Origin of the sequence: Vibrio sp. V42_P2S4T144 (genome assembly GCF_009904715.1) — a bacterium.
GTDB lineage: Bacteria > Pseudomonadota > Gammaproteobacteria > Enterobacterales > Vibrionaceae > Vibrio > Vibrio alginolyticus.
Genome location: NZ_WXWS01000350.1, coordinates 1 through 16,729 on the forward strand (window position 1 = coordinate 1; position 16,729 = coordinate 16,729).

General features: G+C 44.7%; 19 protein-coding genes. 1 reads left to right on the forward strand and 18 read right to left on the reverse strand.

Features of this window, described 5'->3' with window-relative positions:
- Positions 1–118: 118 nt before the first annotated feature.
- The 13 genes from rodZ to trmJ form a co-directional block, all read right to left on the reverse strand.
- Positions 119–1,069, reverse strand: coding sequence for a cytoskeleton protein RodZ (gene rodZ / locus CAG68_RS12100; RefSeq protein ID WP_005381700.1), 951 nt, complete (start codon positions 1,067–1,069; stop codon positions 119–121).
- Between the two features lie 435 nt (positions 1,070–1,504).
- Positions 1,505–2,632 carry a bifunctional tRNA (adenosine(37)-C2)-methyltransferase TrmG/ribosomal RNA large subunit methyltransferase RlmN gene (locus CAG68_RS12105; RefSeq protein ID WP_017633913.1) on the reverse strand — a complete coding sequence of 376 codons (1,128 nt, stop codon included), beginning with the start codon at positions 2,630–2,632 and terminating at the stop codon, positions 1,505–1,507.
- Positions 2,633–3,005: 373 nt separating this feature from the next.
- Positions 3,006–3,431: a nucleoside-diphosphate kinase gene (ndk, locus tag CAG68_RS12110; protein WP_005381702.1), complete on the reverse strand. Its 426-nt coding sequence runs from the start codon at positions 3,429–3,431 to the stop codon at positions 3,006–3,008.
- Between the two features lie 95 nt (positions 3,432–3,526).
- Positions 3,527–4,825 carry an aminopeptidase PepB gene (gene pepB / locus CAG68_RS12115; RefSeq protein WP_005381709.1) on the reverse strand — a complete coding sequence of 433 codons (1,299 nt, stop codon included), beginning with the start codon at positions 4,823–4,825 and terminating at the stop codon, positions 3,527–3,529.
- A gap of 161 nt (positions 4,826–4,986) precedes the next feature.
- Positions 4,987–5,181: a Fe-S cluster assembly protein IscX gene (iscX, locus tag CAG68_RS12120; RefSeq protein ID WP_161441199.1), complete on the reverse strand. Its 195-nt coding sequence runs from the start codon at positions 5,179–5,181 to the stop codon at positions 4,987–4,989.
- Positions 5,182–5,225: 44 nt separating this feature from the next.
- Positions 5,226–5,564 (reverse strand): ISC system 2Fe-2S type ferredoxin, encoded by a 339-nt coding sequence (fdx, locus tag CAG68_RS12125; protein ID WP_005381713.1) that lies wholly within the window; start codon positions 5,562–5,564, stop codon positions 5,226–5,228.
- A gap of 13 nt (positions 5,565–5,577) precedes the next feature.
- Complete coding sequence (hscA, locus tag CAG68_RS12130) at positions 5,578–7,431, reverse strand: Fe-S protein assembly chaperone HscA (protein ID WP_017820567.1); 1,854 nt, start codon at positions 7,429–7,431, stop codon at positions 5,578–5,580.
- A 21-nt stretch (positions 7,432–7,452) separates the two neighbouring features.
- Positions 7,453–7,968 carry a co-chaperone HscB gene (gene hscB, locus CAG68_RS12135; protein WP_033905803.1) on the reverse strand — a complete coding sequence of 172 codons (516 nt, stop codon included), beginning with the start codon at positions 7,966–7,968 and terminating at the stop codon, positions 7,453–7,455.
- 55 nt (positions 7,969–8,023) lie between these two features.
- Positions 8,024–8,347 (reverse strand): iron-sulfur cluster assembly protein IscA, encoded by a 324-nt coding sequence (gene iscA, locus CAG68_RS12140; protein WP_005381717.1) that lies wholly within the window; start codon positions 8,345–8,347, stop codon positions 8,024–8,026.
- A 70-nt stretch (positions 8,348–8,417) separates the two neighbouring features.
- Positions 8,418–8,801 carry a Fe-S cluster assembly scaffold IscU gene (gene iscU / locus CAG68_RS12145; protein WP_005381718.1) on the reverse strand — a complete coding sequence of 128 codons (384 nt, stop codon included), beginning with the start codon at positions 8,799–8,801 and terminating at the stop codon, positions 8,418–8,420.
- A 38-nt stretch (positions 8,802–8,839) separates the two neighbouring features.
- Positions 8,840–10,054 (reverse strand): IscS subfamily cysteine desulfurase, encoded by a 1,215-nt coding sequence (locus CAG68_RS12150; protein ID WP_005381719.1) that lies wholly within the window; start codon positions 10,052–10,054, stop codon positions 8,840–8,842.
- Positions 10,055–10,082: 28 nt separating this feature from the next.
- Complete coding sequence (gene iscR, locus CAG68_RS12155) at positions 10,083–10,589, reverse strand: Fe-S cluster assembly transcriptional regulator IscR (RefSeq protein WP_005381720.1); 507 nt, start codon at positions 10,587–10,589, stop codon at positions 10,083–10,085.
- Between the two features lie 125 nt (positions 10,590–10,714).
- Positions 10,715–11,434, reverse strand: coding sequence for a tRNA (cytosine(32)/uridine(32)-2'-O)-methyltransferase TrmJ (gene trmJ, locus CAG68_RS12160; RefSeq protein WP_017633919.1), 720 nt, complete (start codon positions 11,432–11,434; stop codon positions 10,715–10,717).
- Between the two features lie 231 nt (positions 11,435–11,665).
- Between trmJ and suhB the strand changes: the two genes are divergently transcribed.
- A complete protein-coding gene (suhB, locus tag CAG68_RS12165) occupies positions 11,666–12,469 on the forward strand; it encodes an inositol-1-monophosphatase (RefSeq protein ID WP_005381722.1) in 804 nt (267 codons plus the stop codon).
- A 70-nt stretch (positions 12,470–12,539) separates the two neighbouring features.
- Here suhB and CAG68_RS12170 read toward each other — a convergent pair whose 3' ends face one another.
- The 5 genes from CAG68_RS12170 to yajC all read right to left on the reverse strand — a co-directional run.
- Positions 12,540–12,851 (reverse strand): hypothetical protein, encoded by a 312-nt coding sequence (locus CAG68_RS12170; RefSeq protein WP_017633920.1) that lies wholly within the window; start codon positions 12,849–12,851, stop codon positions 12,540–12,542.
- A gap of 141 nt (positions 12,852–12,992) precedes the next feature.
- A complete protein-coding gene (locus CAG68_RS12175; RefSeq protein WP_017633921.1) occupies positions 12,993–13,409 on the reverse strand; it encodes a hypothetical protein in 417 nt (138 codons plus the stop codon).
- Between the two features lie 164 nt (positions 13,410–13,573).
- On the reverse strand, positions 13,574–14,521 hold the full coding sequence (secF, locus tag CAG68_RS12180) for a protein translocase subunit SecF (RefSeq protein WP_005383689.1): 948 nt from the start codon (positions 14,519–14,521) through the stop codon (positions 13,574–13,576).
- A gap of 14 nt (positions 14,522–14,535) precedes the next feature.
- Positions 14,536–16,392 carry a protein translocase subunit SecD gene (gene secD / locus CAG68_RS12185; RefSeq protein WP_005381724.1) on the reverse strand — a complete coding sequence of 619 codons (1,857 nt, stop codon included), beginning with the start codon at positions 16,390–16,392 and terminating at the stop codon, positions 14,536–14,538.
- A 21-nt stretch (positions 16,393–16,413) separates the two neighbouring features.
- Positions 16,414–16,729, reverse strand: a 316-nt coding sequence (gene yajC, locus CAG68_RS12190; RefSeq protein WP_161441200.1) for a preprotein translocase subunit YajC, incomplete at its 5' end; no start/stop codon positions are given.

Below are 16,729 nucleotides of genomic sequence, written 5' to 3' on the forward strand. Positions count from 1 at the left end.
TGCGAGTGTTAGTCATTGACTGTACTGCAATTGGCGCACCATCACCAATTGGCACATCACCCACATAAATACGCGTCGATTTACGACGAATAATTGGAGATTCGTGTTGCATAATTTTTTATAACGGTAGAGTGAATCTAGCTACTTTGCCTGAAGTATACCCAGAAAGGTCGACAGGTTCACTTGCAAATGTCATTGTAACCCCTTCCGGTGCGCCTAATATCACTTTAAATGGCGCTTTTCCGGTAAGTTCTACATCTTGTCCTGGCTTATGAGTACCACTTACCAGCGTTTTACCATTGGTGTCTTTTACTTGAATCCAACAGTCCGCTTTAAACTTCATAGTAAGAAGTGTCATGCCTTCAGGTACTACTGGCGCAGGCTGTTCCTCTTCCGCCGCTTCAATCACGGCAACAGGTTCTTCAGAATCTACGCTTGTTGTATTTTCAGTTTCAGTCAGCAAAGGATCCGCCCCTTGCTCTACGGATGCTTCAGTCGATTCAGCAACGCCTTCATTAGTTGAAGCAACTTCTTCAGGAGTGCTTGCGATTAACTCTTCAGCCGTCATCAAATCGATATCAGCTAATTCTTGAGCAGTGGGCTGCGGCGCTTCAACACTTGAATCCGTTACTTCCTTAGTTAGGCTATTCTCTTGTTGGTTTTGCCACCACCATGCCGCTGAGATGCCAATAATGACCAGCCCGATAACCCAAGTAAGGAGCATAATACGGCTATTGTGCTTCTCGTCTTTTGTTTTACGAGAGAAGCTTTGCATTTCAATTTCTTGCTCTTGAGGCTGAGCATCTGCAGTCTGCTCTAACGCCGTCAAAACCACCTTCTCATCAAGACCTACGAATTTAGCGTAAGAGCGTAAGTAACCACGCGTAAATGTCGCGACTTGTTGAGATTCAAATCGGTTATTTTCAATATCTTCAATCACAGAAATGCGAAGCCTCAGGCGATCGGCAACTTGCTTTTGGCTCATTCCCAAGGATTCACGTTTGTTTTTCAGTAATGTGCCAGCTTCAATAGAGAGTGGCACTTCATTCGTATTTTCGTGTTCTGTCATAATGGCGGTATTTAATCTGTTTTAGTGGCTAACGTGGTCATGTATTTTCGTTATTGTTCTTAAGCCGCTTTAAAGATAGCTAGCCTAAACGCGTTAACCAAAAATAATAATTTTAAGAAACTCTCAGCGATCTGAGTGCGAATACCCGTTTTGCAAAAATCAGCAAAACGTATGTGAGAAAGTGCTGAGAATTATCGGTGTCATCGTTAGTGTTACATATCATGATAAGCGAATGCGCAACGAAGACAAAAACTCTTTACACTCAAACTAACAGATAGCTCAAGCTTTTGTCCAAACTTTGACAAAGGAATTCGAAATTATACCCAAATAACCTTAGGTTGAAGAGTGATAGTCCCAAATCTTGGCGAAAATGTCCTAAACAATAAACAAAATAGCCAGAGCGAATGGCTCTGGCTATTTTTGAATTCCGGTCGTTTATACAGCTTTCACTTCAATGGTATCGGCACCGCGTGACGCTTTCAGCATTGCCGTACGTTTAGTTCGGTCAATTACATCACCGACCAACTGACCACATGCGGCATCAATGTCATCACCACGTGTTTTACGAACCGTAACTGTGTGCTCGTATTGCATCAATGTTTTTTGGAAGCGATCAATACGTGAGTTACTTGGTTTCTTGTAAGGTGAACCTGGGTACGGGTTAAACGGAATCAAGTTAATCTTACATGGTGTGTCTTTCATCAGCTCAGCCAGTTCACGAGCATGGTCCATGTCATCGTTCACATGATCAAGCAACACGTACTCGACTGTTACCTTGCCACGGTTTGCATTCGATGAAGCAATGTAACGACGAACGGATGCTAGGAAATCTTGAATATCCCAACGATCGTTAATTGGCATGATTTCACTACGCAGCTTATCGTTTGGCGCATGAAGAGAGATCGCCAACGCAACGTCGATTTTGCCCGTCATCTGATCAAGACCAGAAACCACACCTGATGTTGATACGGTTACGCGACGCTTCGACAAACCAAAGCCAAGGTCATCCAACATTAACTCCAATGCAGGAATCAAGTTCTTCATATTAAGAAGCGGCTCACCCATGCCCATCATCACGACGTTCGTAATTGGGCGACGGCCTGTTTCTTTCTCAAGACCAATTTCACGTGCAGCACGCCACACCTGACCGATGATCTCTGAAACTTTCAAGTTACGGTTAAAGCCCTGCTGTGCTGTTGAGCAGAACTTACATTCCAATGCACAACCTACTTGAGAAGATACACAAAGCGTTGCGCGATCATCTTCTGGAATGTAAACCGTTTCTACATCCTGATCACCAACCTTCATTGCCCACTTGATCGTGCCGTCTGAAGAATGCTGAGCTTCTGCTACAGTTGGTGCTTTAATTTCACACTTGTGTAAAAGCTTTTCGCGCAGCTTCTTGTTGATGTTTGTCATTTTTTCGAAGTCATCTACACCGAAATGGTAGATCCACTTCATAACCTGATCGGCACGAAACGCTTTCTCGCCAAGTTCTTCCGCGAAAAACTGACGCATGCCTTTGCGATCAAAGTCGAGTAGATTGATTTTTTCAGTGGTCATGTTGCCTCTCAATGACTGAAACAAGAATAAGGGCGCGAATTGTACAGCCTTTATTCAGCTACAACAAGGGGTGTAAGACCCTGAGTTTGCTAAGGCATTAAAATAAAAACGTTTAAATTTTAATCAGACTTTACGGTGAGAATAATGATTAGACAACCGACAGCAAAAGCGTAGAAGTGATACAGAGAAAACAGTGAGAACAAACACACTTAACTAAGCTTTCCCCCCTGTAAGATGCTCAAATTAGCCAACGTCTTCGCGAATAATTACGAATGAACTCGCCGGGGAAATGGAGAACGCGGAATAAAAAACCTCGGACAAATCCGAGGTTATTACGAACTAGATCATCACGCAAAAGTGATGCATGAACGAGTTAGCGAGAGAAAACTTCTGATTCAGGGAAGAAAAACTCAATTTCACGAGCGGCAGACTCAGGGCTATCTGAACCATGAACTGAATTGTGACGCATGCTGAGTGCGTAATCAGCACGCAAAGTGCCACATGCCGCGTCCTCTGGGTTGGTTTTACCCATTAGCTCGCGGTAACGTGCAATCGCATTTTCGCCTTCCAATACCTGAACCATAATAGGACCAGATGTCATGAACTCTTTTAGAGGAGGGAAAAACTCTTTACCTTCATGCTCTGCATAAAAGCCGCTTGCCTGATCTTCTGTCAGGTGAACCATTTTGGCAGCGATGATACGTAGGCCAGCCTTTTCAATACGATTGTAGATTTCACCAATTAGGTTTCGCTCTACAGCATCAGGCTTAATGATTGAAAATGTTCTTTCTAGAGCCATAAAATTTCCTTTCTGTACTTGTAATAATAGTTGTGCTTTTAAAGTGACTTACTGGGTAAGAGCAGCACTCAAACAAGAGAGTGCTGCAATCAATCTTATTTTCCAGCTTGCTCATTGAGGAAACGAGCAAGTGTACGAACACCCATCCCCGTTGCTCCCGCAGCCCATTTATCAGAAGCGGCTTTACGATACGTACCCGCACAGTCGAAATGTAACCAGCCTTTCTTGTAGTCCTCAACGAAGTAAGACAAGAATGCAGCAGCAGTACTTGCACCTGGAGAATAATCACCAGAGCTGATATTCGATAAATCGGCAAAATTAGATGGCAACATTTCTCGATGGAAATCAGCAAGTGGTAGCGGCCACAAGCCTTCTTTTTCCTGGTTTGCCGCCGTGAGGGCTTGATGCGATAGCTCATCATCAAAGCTCATTAGCGCATGGTAATCGTTACCTAACGCATTCTTCGCTGCGCCTGTTAGCGTCGCGCAGTCAATAATTAACTCAGGCTTTTGCTCACTGGCGTAGATAAGACCGTCTGCAAGCACCAAGCGACCTTCCGCGTCGGTATTCATAATCTCAACGGTTTTGCCGTTTTTGTAAGTGATGATGTCGCCAAGCTTAAGGGCACGGCCAGAAACCATGTTCTCAGCACAACACAAGATCAGTTTTACGCGCTTGTTTAAACCGCGCAAGATAGCTAATCCTAGGCCACCAGTGATAGTACCCGAGCCACCCATATCTGCTTTCATTGCACTCATGAAGGTAGAAGGCTTCAAGCTGTAACCACCGGAATCAAAGGTGATGCCTTTACCCACAAGACATGCGAATACAGGTGCGTTTTCGTCACCAGTTGGGTTGTAGTCTAACTGAAGCATCGCAGAAGTACGCTCAGAACCACGGCCTACTGCGTAAATACCTTCCCAACCTTCTGCCAACAAGTCTTTGTCTTTGACGATACGTGCTGTCACAGTGCCTTTCGGCGCAACAGATTTAATGAATTCAGCAGCCATTGTCGCTAGCTGACGAGGAGCAACTTCTTCTGCCGTTTTGTTGATAATATCGCGGGTAAAATCAGTCGAAGTAATACGAGCTTGAAGCTCTGCTTGATCTTCATCAGACAATGCTGCCCACTCAACTGAGCCATGTTTTTTAGGGTTACGGAACCCTTGGTGGAAAGCCCATACGCTCTCTAGATCCCAGTTATCACCAGAAAGAAAAATAGAACGAATTCCTTGGCCATCTAGCTGACGAGCTGCACGTTGAATTGCGCCGAGATCATGACCTTCACCTAAGTGAATAGTTGCGCCGTTTTCAGCGAATGAAAGCAGTGCTTTTTCACCCCAATGTGGTGCTGCCGACTCTTGACTTAAAAATACAGACATCTGTGTAGACATGGTTTCTCCTTGTCTTATAGCAGCGTTGCCTACGCTGCTTCTTTTTAATAACTCACGGATGTTAGCATTATGTAGGGCAAAAATGTCAATTGGATAAAAAAACGGACCTAAAGGTCCGCTTTTTTTAGTAAGAATTGTTAACTAGGCTGTGTTTTACAGACTTAGCCCGCTTCGTCCATCCAGCACATGATAACGGCTTCTAGAATCTTTTCATTAGAACGGTTTGGCTCATCGTCAAACTCATCTAACTCCATGATCCATTGATGAAGATCGGTAAAACGCACTGTTTTTGGATCGACATCTGGAAACTTGTCACAAAGTTCAATCGCGATATCGCGAGAATCTGTCCATTTCATTGCTCATCTTCCTTTTGCTTCTTCCCTATATTGGGAAGATAGTTTTAGTGATCTTCTGAAGCGTGGTTTAGTGTGTATTTAGGAATTTCTACCACCAAGTCTTCATCAGCAATTCTCGCCTGACACCCTAGGCGTGACTCAGGCTCTAGACCCCACGCTTTATCTAGCATGTCGTCTTCTAGTTCTTCACTTTCTTCTAGTGAATCAAAACCTTCACGGATGATTACGTGGCAGGTAGTACACGCACATGACTTCTCACACGCATGTTCAATACCGATACCGTTTTTTAGCGCTACGTCTAGAACGGTGTCACCAGAGTTTGCTTCCAACACTGCACCTTCTGGGCACAAATCGTCGTGTGGTAATACAATAATCTTAGGCATAACTACTTATCTCTTATATATCGTCTACTGATTGACCTGACAACGCAGCTCGAATCGATTTATCCATACGGCGTGATGCGAAATCTTGGCTCGCTTTATCGGTATCTTTAATGCCTTGCTCTATCGCATCTGCATCATCACCATTACGCAGCTCAATCAAGGCTTCGATGGCTTTAATCAAGTTTTGTTTCTCTTGTTCTGATAGTAAGTCATCACCATCAGCTTGCATCGCTGCAATCAAACCTTCTATCACTCGGTCGGCTTCAACACGCTGCTCAGCTAAGGCACGAGCTTGCATGTCTTCTTTTGCGTGCGTCATTGAATCACGCAACATATCCGCCACTTCATTGTCACTTAAGCCGTAAGAAGGTTTTACTTGAATCTCTGATTGAACACCAGTGCTCTTCTCCATTGCCGTAACAGAAAGAAGGCCATCAGCGTCAACTTGGTAAGTCACGCGAATATGTGCCGCACCCGCTGCCATCGGAGGAATACCTTTTAACGAGAAGCGAGCAAGTGAACGACAGTCATCAACCATTTCACGTTCACCTTGTACCACATGAACACTCATCGCCGTTTGGCCATCTTTGAATGTGGTAAATTCTTGCGCACGCGCAACGGGAATCGTAGTGTTGCGGGGGATGATCTTCTCGACCAAACCACCCATGGTTTCAATACCGAGCGACAGTGGAATCACATCAAGAAGCAACATTTCAGAGTCAGGCTTGTTACCCGCGAGAATGTCTGCTTGGATACCCGCGCCGATTGCAACAACTTCATCAGGGTTAATGCTTGTCAGGGGTGTGCGACCAAAAAACTCGCCTACCATTTCACGAACCAGCAATGTACGGGTTGAGCCACCAACCATGACGACCTCGAGTACTTCATCTGCGTCGACATCCGCATCTTTTAATGCGCGACGACAAGACATCAGTGTTTTCTTCACTAGCGGACGAATCAGATCTTCGAACTGCTCGCGAGTCACGGTGCCTTTCCAACCAAAAACGTCAACGTCAACACTGTCTTGCTCAGAGAAAGCAATCTTAGCTTCAGTAGCAATGTTCAACAGTGTACGGTTCTTTTCTGCAGAAAGCGGCGCTTCTAGACCCGCTTGCTCCATTAAATAATCGGCAAATAAATGGTCGAAGTCGTCACCGCCTAATGCAGAGTCGCCACCTGTTGCTAATACTTCAAATACGCCTTTCGATAAACGTAGGATAGAGATATCAAAAGTACCGCCACCTAGATCGTAAACCGCAATCACACCTTCTTGACCTGAGTCTAGGCCATAAGCAATTGCCGCAGCGGTTGGTTCGTTAAGTAGACGGAGAACATGAAGACCAGCTAATTTCGCCGCATCTTTTGTACCTGCACGTTGCGCGTCATCAAAGTAAGCAGGAACGGTAATAACGACACCTGCTAACTCACCACCTAACGTATCTTCAGCTCGCTTACCCAATACTTTTAGGATGTCCGCAGATACTTCAATCGGGTTTTTGTCACCTTGAGGTGTTTGCAAAATTGGCAGGCCGTTTTCACTCTCTTTAAAACGATAAGGAAGTGAAGAGTAACGGGACTGAATGTCCTTTAATGAACGACCGATCAAACGTTTTACAGAGATAATCGTGTTCTCTGGTTCAAACTCTGCTTTGGCTTTGGCTTCGTGGCCGACCGTTAACGTTTCCTCAGCGTAATTAACGACTGAAGGTAAAATAGTACGGCCCTGCTCGTCCGCAAGTGGAGTTGCATCGCCGCTACGTACAGAAGCAACCAAAGAGTTGGTAGTACCTAAGTCGATACCCGCTGCTAACTTATGCTCATGAGGTGCCGAGCTTTGGCCCGGTTCTGCGATTTGAAGTAGTGCCATGATAGGTCCTTGTCACGCTTACTAGCCGAGGAGTTTGTCTTCGACTAGCTCAATTTCGTTCTTTAGTTTGGCAATGAATTTTAGCTTACGAACTCGGTCTGCGGCTTCAGCCCATAGACCATCATCAAGCTCTTGCTCGACGCTTGCCAGATGCTGTTTGTACATTTTGCTGACCTTAGAGTCGAAGTCAAAAAGCGCCGATTCAGGATCGGACTTGTCAGCAATCTCTTCCAGTTCTTCGCGCAGTTCCATTTGCTCCATTAAGAACATCGGATCTTGCATTGTTTGCTGTTCACCTCGGATCTCAACACCTTGCTCTGCGAGGATATACTCGGCGCGAGAAATAGGATTTTTCAGAACTTGATAGGCATCGTTGATTTGCGCCGCCTTTTGCACCGCCATCAAACGGTCACGTTCTGAGCCCGTTGCAAAGTTATCCGGGTGGAAGCGTTTTTGTAGTTCTCGGAACTGAGAAGAAAGAAGGCTACCATCCAGCTTAAACTGACTTGGTAGCCCAAATAATTCAAAGTGATTCATTAAGTTCGGGTCCTAGTAAAGCCTTCCGGACTCGTTTGCCCAGAAGGACAATCAATTAGACGTTGAAGCTTTCACCACAACCACATTCACTTTTCGCGTTAGGGTTGTTGAATTCAAAACCTTCATTCAACCCTTCTTTCACGTAATCCAATTCAGTACCATCTAGGTACACTAAGCTTTTTTGATCGATGATAATTTTCACTCCAGAGAGTTCAAATACTTCGTCTTCTTCATTGAGCTCATCAACAAACTCAAGTACGTATGCCATGCCGGAACAGCCAGTCGTCTTCACTCCAAGACGTAAACCGATACCTTTGCCTCGGTTATCTAGGAATGCTCTTACGCGACTTGCCGCTGATTCTGTCATTGTGATGGCCATACTGCACCTTAGTCTGTCTAAATTTCGATTGGAATGGGAGCGTCAAAGCTCCCATTATATTACGGAATAATTATTCTTGGTGTTTTTTCTTGTAGTCAGCAACCGCTGCTTTGATTGCATCTTCAGCAAGAATAGAACAGTGAACTTTCACTGGTGGAAGCTCTAGCTCTTCAGCAATCTCAGAGTTTTTAATTGCTGCCGCTTCATCAACTGACTTACCTTTTACCCACTCAGTTACTAGTGAGCTTGATGCGATTGCACTACCACAACCGTATGTTTTGAACTTCGCATCTTCGATGATACCTTCAGGTGTCACTTTGATTTGAAGCTTCATTACGTCACCACACGCAGGAGCGCCAACCATGCCGCTACCTACTGATGGATCTTCTTTATCGAATGAACCAACGTTACGTGGGTTCTCGTAGTGATCAATTACTTTTTCGCTGTATGCCATGATAAATTACCTCGAATCCTCTATTTCAATCCCTGAGATTAATGGTGAGCCCATTCAACAGTGCTCAAATCAATCCCTTCTTTGTACATATCCCATAGAGGAGACATGTCGCGTAGCTTAGTCACTGCAACGCGGATTTGTTCAATTGCGTAATCAATTTCTTCTTCAGTCGTGAAACGACCAAACGAGAAACGAACCGAGCTGTGAGCCAATTCGTCATCCATGCCTAGGGCACGAAGAACGTAAGAAGGCTCAAGGCTTGCAGACGTACAAGCACTACCAGAAGATACCGCTAGATCTTTAAGCGACATTAGTAGTGATTCACCTTCTACGAATGCGAAACTGATGTTTAGGTTGTGTGGTACACGCTGCTCAAAGTCACCGTTTACCGTCACTGCTTCTAAGTCTTTCACGCCATCAAAAAGACGGTTACGAAGCGCTAAAGCATGATCGTAATCTTTTTGCATGTCTTCTTTTGCAATGCGGAATGCTTCACCCATGCCTACGATTTGGTGAGTAGGTAGTGTACCAGAGCGGAAACCACGCTCATGACCGCCACCGTGCATTTGCGCTTCAAGACGAATACGAGGCTTACGACGTACGTAAAGTGCACCGATACCTTTAGGACCGTAAACTTTGTGAGCAGAAAGTGAAATTAGATCAACTTTCATCTCTTGAACGTCGATTGGTAATTTACCTGCAGATTGCGCAGCGTCCACGTGGAAAACAATTTTACGCTCACGGCACAGTTCGCCGATCGCTGTAATGTCTTGAACCACACCAATCTCGTTGTTTACATGCATAATAGACACAAGCACGGTGTCATCACGCATGGCTGCTCTAAGCTTCTCTAGATCGATCAAGCCATTTGATTCTGGCTCAAGGTAAGTCACTTCAAAGCCTTCACGCTCAAGTTGACGACATGGGTCAAGAACGGCTTTGTGCTCTGTTTTACAAGTGATTACGTGCTTGCCTTTCTTCGAGTAAAAGTGCGCTGCACCTTTAATCGCAAGGTTGTCTGATTCTGTCGCACCAGATGTAAATACGATTTCGCGAGGATCTGCATTTAGAAGGTCAGCAATTTGCTCACGAGCAGTATCGACCGCTTCTTCTGCCTGCCAGCCGTAACGGTGCGAACGTGACGCTGGGTTGCCAAATGTGCCATCCATTGTCATGTACTGAACCATTTTTTCAGCAACACGTGGATCAACTGGACATGTAGCGGAATAATCAAGATAAATCGGCAGTTTCATTCTCTACTCCAATGTAAAAAGCTGACCGCTAAGAGCGGACGTTTACACCGATGGGCGCGGCGGTTGTATTTTTGTTTGATAGCCCATGGGTTACCGCCAGATCAATGTCCTGACGATCAGAAATTTCGAGTACTTCATTGTCTGTCATCAACTCACCAAGAGTGATGTTATTCAAAAAGTCACTAATGCGAGAGCTTAGGTCACGCCACAGCGTGTGAGTAAGGCAACGTGTTCCACCTTGGCAATCTCCTTTACCTTGGCATTTGGTTGCATCTACTGACTCATCAACGGCAGCAATCACGGTACCAATAGCGATACTGTGAGCGTCGGCACCAAGTCGGTAACCACCACCAGGACCACGAACGCTGGCAACGAGACCTGCTTTACGCAATTTTGAAAATAGCTGCTCTAAGTAAGAGAGCGAGATCCCTTGACGCTCTGAAATATCAGCCAGAGGTACAGGGTTTTGTTGCGAATGCAGTGCCACATCCAGCATGGCTGTCACCGCATATCTTCCTTTAGATGTAAGTTTCATACCACACCGTATCCACATGGTTTGTAATGGTTAAGATTTTTCCATACCTGAGTAATTTGGTCAAGTATTTATTTGACCATTTTACTCAGGTATTCATCCTCACATCTAAAGTGGTTATTATTCACTCAGAACTTCTTTTCTATCGAAGTCAAAACGCCTCGTAGAATATTAAGTTCTTGGGTTTCTGGTCGAGCACGAGAGAACAAACGGCGCAACTTATTCATCACCTGTCCAGGTTGCTCTTTGTTAATAAACTGGGTCTCAACCATCACCTTTTCAAGATGCTCGAAGAACAATTCGAGTTCTCGATGACGCGGGTATTCTTCCGATTCATTTGGGGAAAACTGGCTTTGCTCTAAGTTCAAGTGTGCAACTCGCACTTCGTAACTGAGAGTTTGTACAGCCATCGCTAGGTTAAGCGAGCTGTACTCAGGATTAGCGGGAATACAAACATGGTAGTGGCACTTTTGTAGCTCTTCGTTTGTCAAACCAGTTCTTTCTCGGCCAAACACGAGCGCAACCGGATGCTTTCGGCCTTCAACTGCAAATTTCTCACCGCATTCACGTGGCTCGAGCATTGGCCATTCTAATGTACGAGAGCGGGCGCTAGAACCCACAACAAGGCCACAATCTTCAACCGCTTCTTCTAATGTGCCGACAATCTTTGCATTTTGAGCAATATCACCAGCACCCGCAGCTAAAGCAAGAGTTTGTTCATCCACTTCACATTGTGGATCGACTAATACTAGTTGGTTTAAACCCATCACTTTCATTGCTCGAGCTGCTGAGCCAATATTGCCTGAATGAGAGGTACCTACGAGTACAATTTTTACTTGATCCAACATCTGTGTTTGCTACCTAAATTAAAACCGCAGAATGTTATCATAGTTTTTTAAGACACCCTAGAGGCAAGCAGACCTCTCTTCTCATTCTTGGTTATTGTTCTCGTCCGCAGTATGATCTGTACACTCAGTCGGCCGCAATTAGAGTAAAAAATAACCACTTCCCTTTTTGGTTATCTCTGGTATACTCGCCGCCGCTTTCATTTGTTCTTTAACATCCGTTGGGAAATTCGTATGCATCCAATGCTAAACATTGCTATTCGCGCTGCGCGAAAGGCAGGCAATCATATTGCTAAATCATTAGAAAACACTGATAAAGTAGAATCTACTCTTAAAGGCACTAATGACTTTGTCACTAACGTAGACAAAGAAGCAGAATACATCATCATCGATACTATCAAGCAGTCTTACCCTGAGCACTGTATCGTTGCTGAAGAACAAGGTCTTATCGAAGGTAAAGATAAAGACGTACAATGGATCATCGACCCACTGGATGGCACCACTAACTTTGTAAAAGGTTACCCAACTTTCGCGGTTTCTATCGCTGTTCGTATTAAGGGCAAAACTGAAGTTGCTTGTGTTTACGATCCAATGCAAAACGAGCTATTCACTGCACAACGCGGTGCCGGCGCTCAACTAAACAGTGCACGTATTCGTGTTGCTCAACTAAAAGACCTTCAAGGTACTGTTCTAGCAACAGGCTTCCCATTCAAGCAGAAACAACACGCTGAGTCTTACATCAAGATCGTTGGTGCGCTATTCACTGAATGTGCTGATTTCCGTCGTAGCGGCTCTGCTGCTCTTGACCTTTGTTACGTGGCTGCTGGCCGTGTTGATGGTTACTTCGAGCTAGGCCTAAAACCTTGGGATATGGCAGCAGGTGAGCTTATTGCTCGTGAAGCTGGCGCAATCCTAACAGACTTTGCTGGCGGCACTGACTACATGAAGTCTGGTAACATCGTTGCTTCAAGCGCTCGTGGCGTAAAATCTATCCTTAAGCACATCCGCGAAAACGGTAACAGCGCGATCCTTAAGTAAGATTTGAAAGTCATATATAGCCCGTCACGCTGATGACTTTAGAAAGCCCCGCTCATTGAGCGGGGCTTTTTTATTTCGAACAATCAGCCTGTTTGTAGAAACGGTCGTAGTCAGATAAGTGGTCTATTTTTACGTGCTTAACCTTCCATATTTGTTCCTTCATTAAAAACTGCAGCGAAACCGTGACTGGCTGGTATACATCACCAAAGCCGTTTACAGAAAGACATCCAACTCCTCCATCCTCACTGTACTCTTCAAAGTAAGACAGCTCTGTAACCAAACTTGATGGGATAGATGATAAAAATGGAAATTGATGACCAAATTTTATTGGGTGAGACTTAATACTGTTCAGCTCTTCAATCGATAGATTTGGTCCTGCCATAGCTTCTACCACCTCTATATACTGCATCTTGTATAAATTATTACGTATATCAAGGTAAGTATCGTGGAGTGGACTTGCGATGCAGGGCGTTGAAACACTTAGTAAAACCGGAATAGGTAGAATTCTATTTAGCATAACCAACTAAACCCCAGCTTCACGGAGCGCTTGATCAATTTTACTCGGCTTAAATCTGTACTTACAAAGCCCCCACTCGCACTGCTCTAAAAGCTCACGGACATTTACCTGCCCAGTAACTCCAAAGGAAACAACACCAAAAAGAGAAACACTCCCACTGTATGTCAAAACACCATCACGAGTAGTTTTAAAAGTAACAGAAACGGCTTTTAATTTTATGCCCAGCTCTTCAACCATTTCTTTTGAAACTTCAAACTTAGTAAATCCAAGCTCACCAGATAAAGTTACTTTACCTGACTCATCAACTGCTAACTTGAACCTTTTCCCTCCAGTAACTAGCTTGGTGGTAACACCTTTATTGTGCTTGTAAGAAATCTCTACAAACTTCAGTAACTGTACTTTTATTTCAGCTTGCCTTGACATTATTTCCTCCCGAAATTGTTGAACATACTTCCGATATTCAACTCAATCAAAAAACTACAATTCAAGCTGGAAGTACCTCAAAAAAAAATGAAACTTTCAAATCTATCAGGCATAAAAAAACCGCTGATTGTTCAGCGGTTTTTGTTTTCGGTTCTCAATCTGCCTTATGGCATTTCGTCGAACTCTGCACCCTCTTTTTCTACTTGAGGTGGCATCAAGTGCTCTTTCTGGATACCCAGTTTTAGAGCCAGTGCTGATGCTACGTAGATAGAAGAGTAAGTACCTACAGTGATACCGAGTAAAAGTGCGGTTGCAAAGCCGTGAATCATAGCACCACCCTGCATGAACAGTGCAATTACCACGAACAACGTCGTACCAGATGTAATCAATGTACGGCTCAATGTTTGAGTGATTGAAGCGTCCATGATGTCCGAAGGTTCACCCTTACGCATCTTACGGAAGTTTTCACGAATCCGGTCAAATACAACGATGGTATCGTTGAGTGAGTAGCCCACAACCGTCAGTAGCGCAGCTACGATAGTCAGGTCAACTTCAATTTGTAGAAACGAAAAGACACCTAGCGTGATAATTATATCGTGAGCCAATGCCATTACCGCACCAGCCGCTAGACGCCATTCAAATCGCATCGATACATAAAGCAGGATACAGATCAGCGATACCAAGATCGCTAGACCACCAGCTTCTGTTAGCTCATCACCAACGTTGGGACCTACGAACTCAATACGACGCATTTCTACGCTTTCGCCAGTACCATCTTTGATAGCACCAATGATTTGGTTACCTAGCGTTTCACCAGAAACGTCATCACGTGGACGAAGACGGACCATGACTTCACGAGCACTACCGAAGTTTTGTACTGTCGCATCGCCAAAGCCTTTTGAATCTAGTGCTGCACGAATCTCTTCAAGGTTTGCTGGCTGTTCAAAACCGACCTCGATAAGCGTACCGCCAGTGAAATCTAGACCCCAATTAAGCCACTTGGTTGACAAAGTGAAGATAGAAGCAGCAATCATTATAATTGAAAAAACGAATGCTACTTTCGACCAACGCATAAAGCCGATCGTCTTCTCTGCTTTTAGAATTTGAAACATATTAATTCCCAGCCTTAGATCGACAATTTATCAACGCGTTTGCCACCGTAGATCAGGTTCACGATACAACGTGTACCAATAATGGCGGTGAACATTGAAGTTAAGATACCGATAGATAGAGTAACTGCGAAACCTTTCACCGCACCTGTACCGACCGCAAATAGAATGATTGCAGTAATTAGTGTTGTGATGTTCGCATCAGCAATCGTGCTGAATGCATTCGCGTAACCTTGGTGAATTGCTTGTTGTGGACTGCGTCCATCACGAATTTCTTCACGGATACGCTCGAAGATCAGTACGTTCGCATCAACCGCCATACCGACTGTTAACACGATACCGGCTATCCCTGGAAGCGTCATGGTAGCGCCTGGAATCATCGACATAACACCAATGATAAGCACCAAGTTTGCCATTAGAGCGATGTTTGCAATCAAACCAAAGCCGCGGTAGTAAAGCAGCGTAAATAGCATTACGGCAACCATACCCCAGATACATGCTTGGATACCCATATCGATGTTTTGCTGGCCCATTGATGGACCAATGGTACGTTCTTCAACGATAGAGATAGGTGCAATCAGTGCACCAGCACGTAGTAGAAGTGCTAGGTTGTGTGCTTCTGCAGCAGAGTCGATACCTGTGATACGGAAGTTACGACCAAGAGCCGATTGAATCGTTGCTTGGTTGATGACTTCTTCATGCTTATCCAGAATAACTTTGCCTTCAGGCGTACGACGGCCACTGTCTTTGTATTCTGCAAACACGGTAGCCATTAGCTTACCAATGTTCTTCTTAGAGAACGCAGACATCTTATTACCACCTTCGCTGTCTAGCGAGATGTTAACTTGTGGACGACCATATTCATCAACACTTGAGCTTGCATCTGTGATGCTTTGACCGCCAAGAATAACGCGCTTCTTAAGCACAACTGGGCGACCATCACGGTCCATCTTGATTTCACTACCTGCTGGCGCACGACCATTTGCCGCTGCCGATAGGTCAGCTTTATCATCAACTTCACGGAATTCAAGCGTTGCCGTAGCTCCGAGAATTTCTTTTGCACGAGCAGTGTCTTGAACACCAGGCAGTTCAACCACAATGCGACTAGCACCTTGACGTTGAACCAATGGTTCCGCAACACCTAGTTCGTTGACACGATTACGTAAAATCGTAATGTTTTGCTCAACAGCATAGTTACGGATCTCTTGTAAACGTTGCTCAGTAAAGGTGGCAGTAAGAGCGTAACGGCCATTTGAATCAGAATCGACAAAAATCATGTCCGGGTGATTCTTTTCTAGCGTTGCTTTCGCTTCTGCTAATTGCTCTTCGTTACGCAACAACACTTCTACCGCTTCTTTTCCAGAAGGGCGGATTGCACGGTAACGAATCTTGGCGTCACGAAGTTCGCTACGGAAAGCTTCTTCTTGTTGACCAACAAGCTTTTCCATCGCTGCATCCATATCCACTTCCATTAAGAAGTGAACACCACCGCGAAGGTCAAGACCTAGCTTCAATGGTGACGCGCCAATCGCTTCTAGCCAATCGGGTGTAGAAGGTGCAAGGTTAAGTGCAACAATTGTGTCTTTGCCTAGCGCTTCGCTGATGACATCACGAGCACTGATTTGTGTGTCAGTGTCGTTAAAACGAACAAGAATTGATCCATCTTCGAGAGCAATGGATTTATGAGAAAGTTGCTCTTTGTTAAGAGCAGTAGTGACAGCATCCAGCGTTGACATATCTACAGAGGCGCCACGCGCCCCTGTAACTTGAATAGCCGGATCTTCACCGTAGATATTTGGAAGTGCGTATAACGCAGCGGTGATGATGGCAAAAAGCACCATCAAGTACTTCCATAATGGATAACGGTTTAGCACAGCGAGGATCCTTTAGCTGTTTTATAGAGACTTAAGCGTACCTTTTGGTAGCACTGCAGTGATGAAGTCTTTCTTGATTACTACTTCATTGTTCGCGTTAAGCTCAATTGAAATGTAGTCATTGTCTTCAGCAATCTTAGTGATTTTACCCACTAGGCCACCGCTAGTTAAAACTTCGTCGCCTTTGCCCATAGAAGCCATTAGGTTTTTGTGTTCTTTTACGCGTTTCGCTTGTGGGCGATAAATCATGAAATAAAAGATCACTGCGAACATGCCAAGCATGATTAGCATTTCAAAACCACCGCCTGCTGGCGCGCCTTCTGCTGCTGCGTGAGCC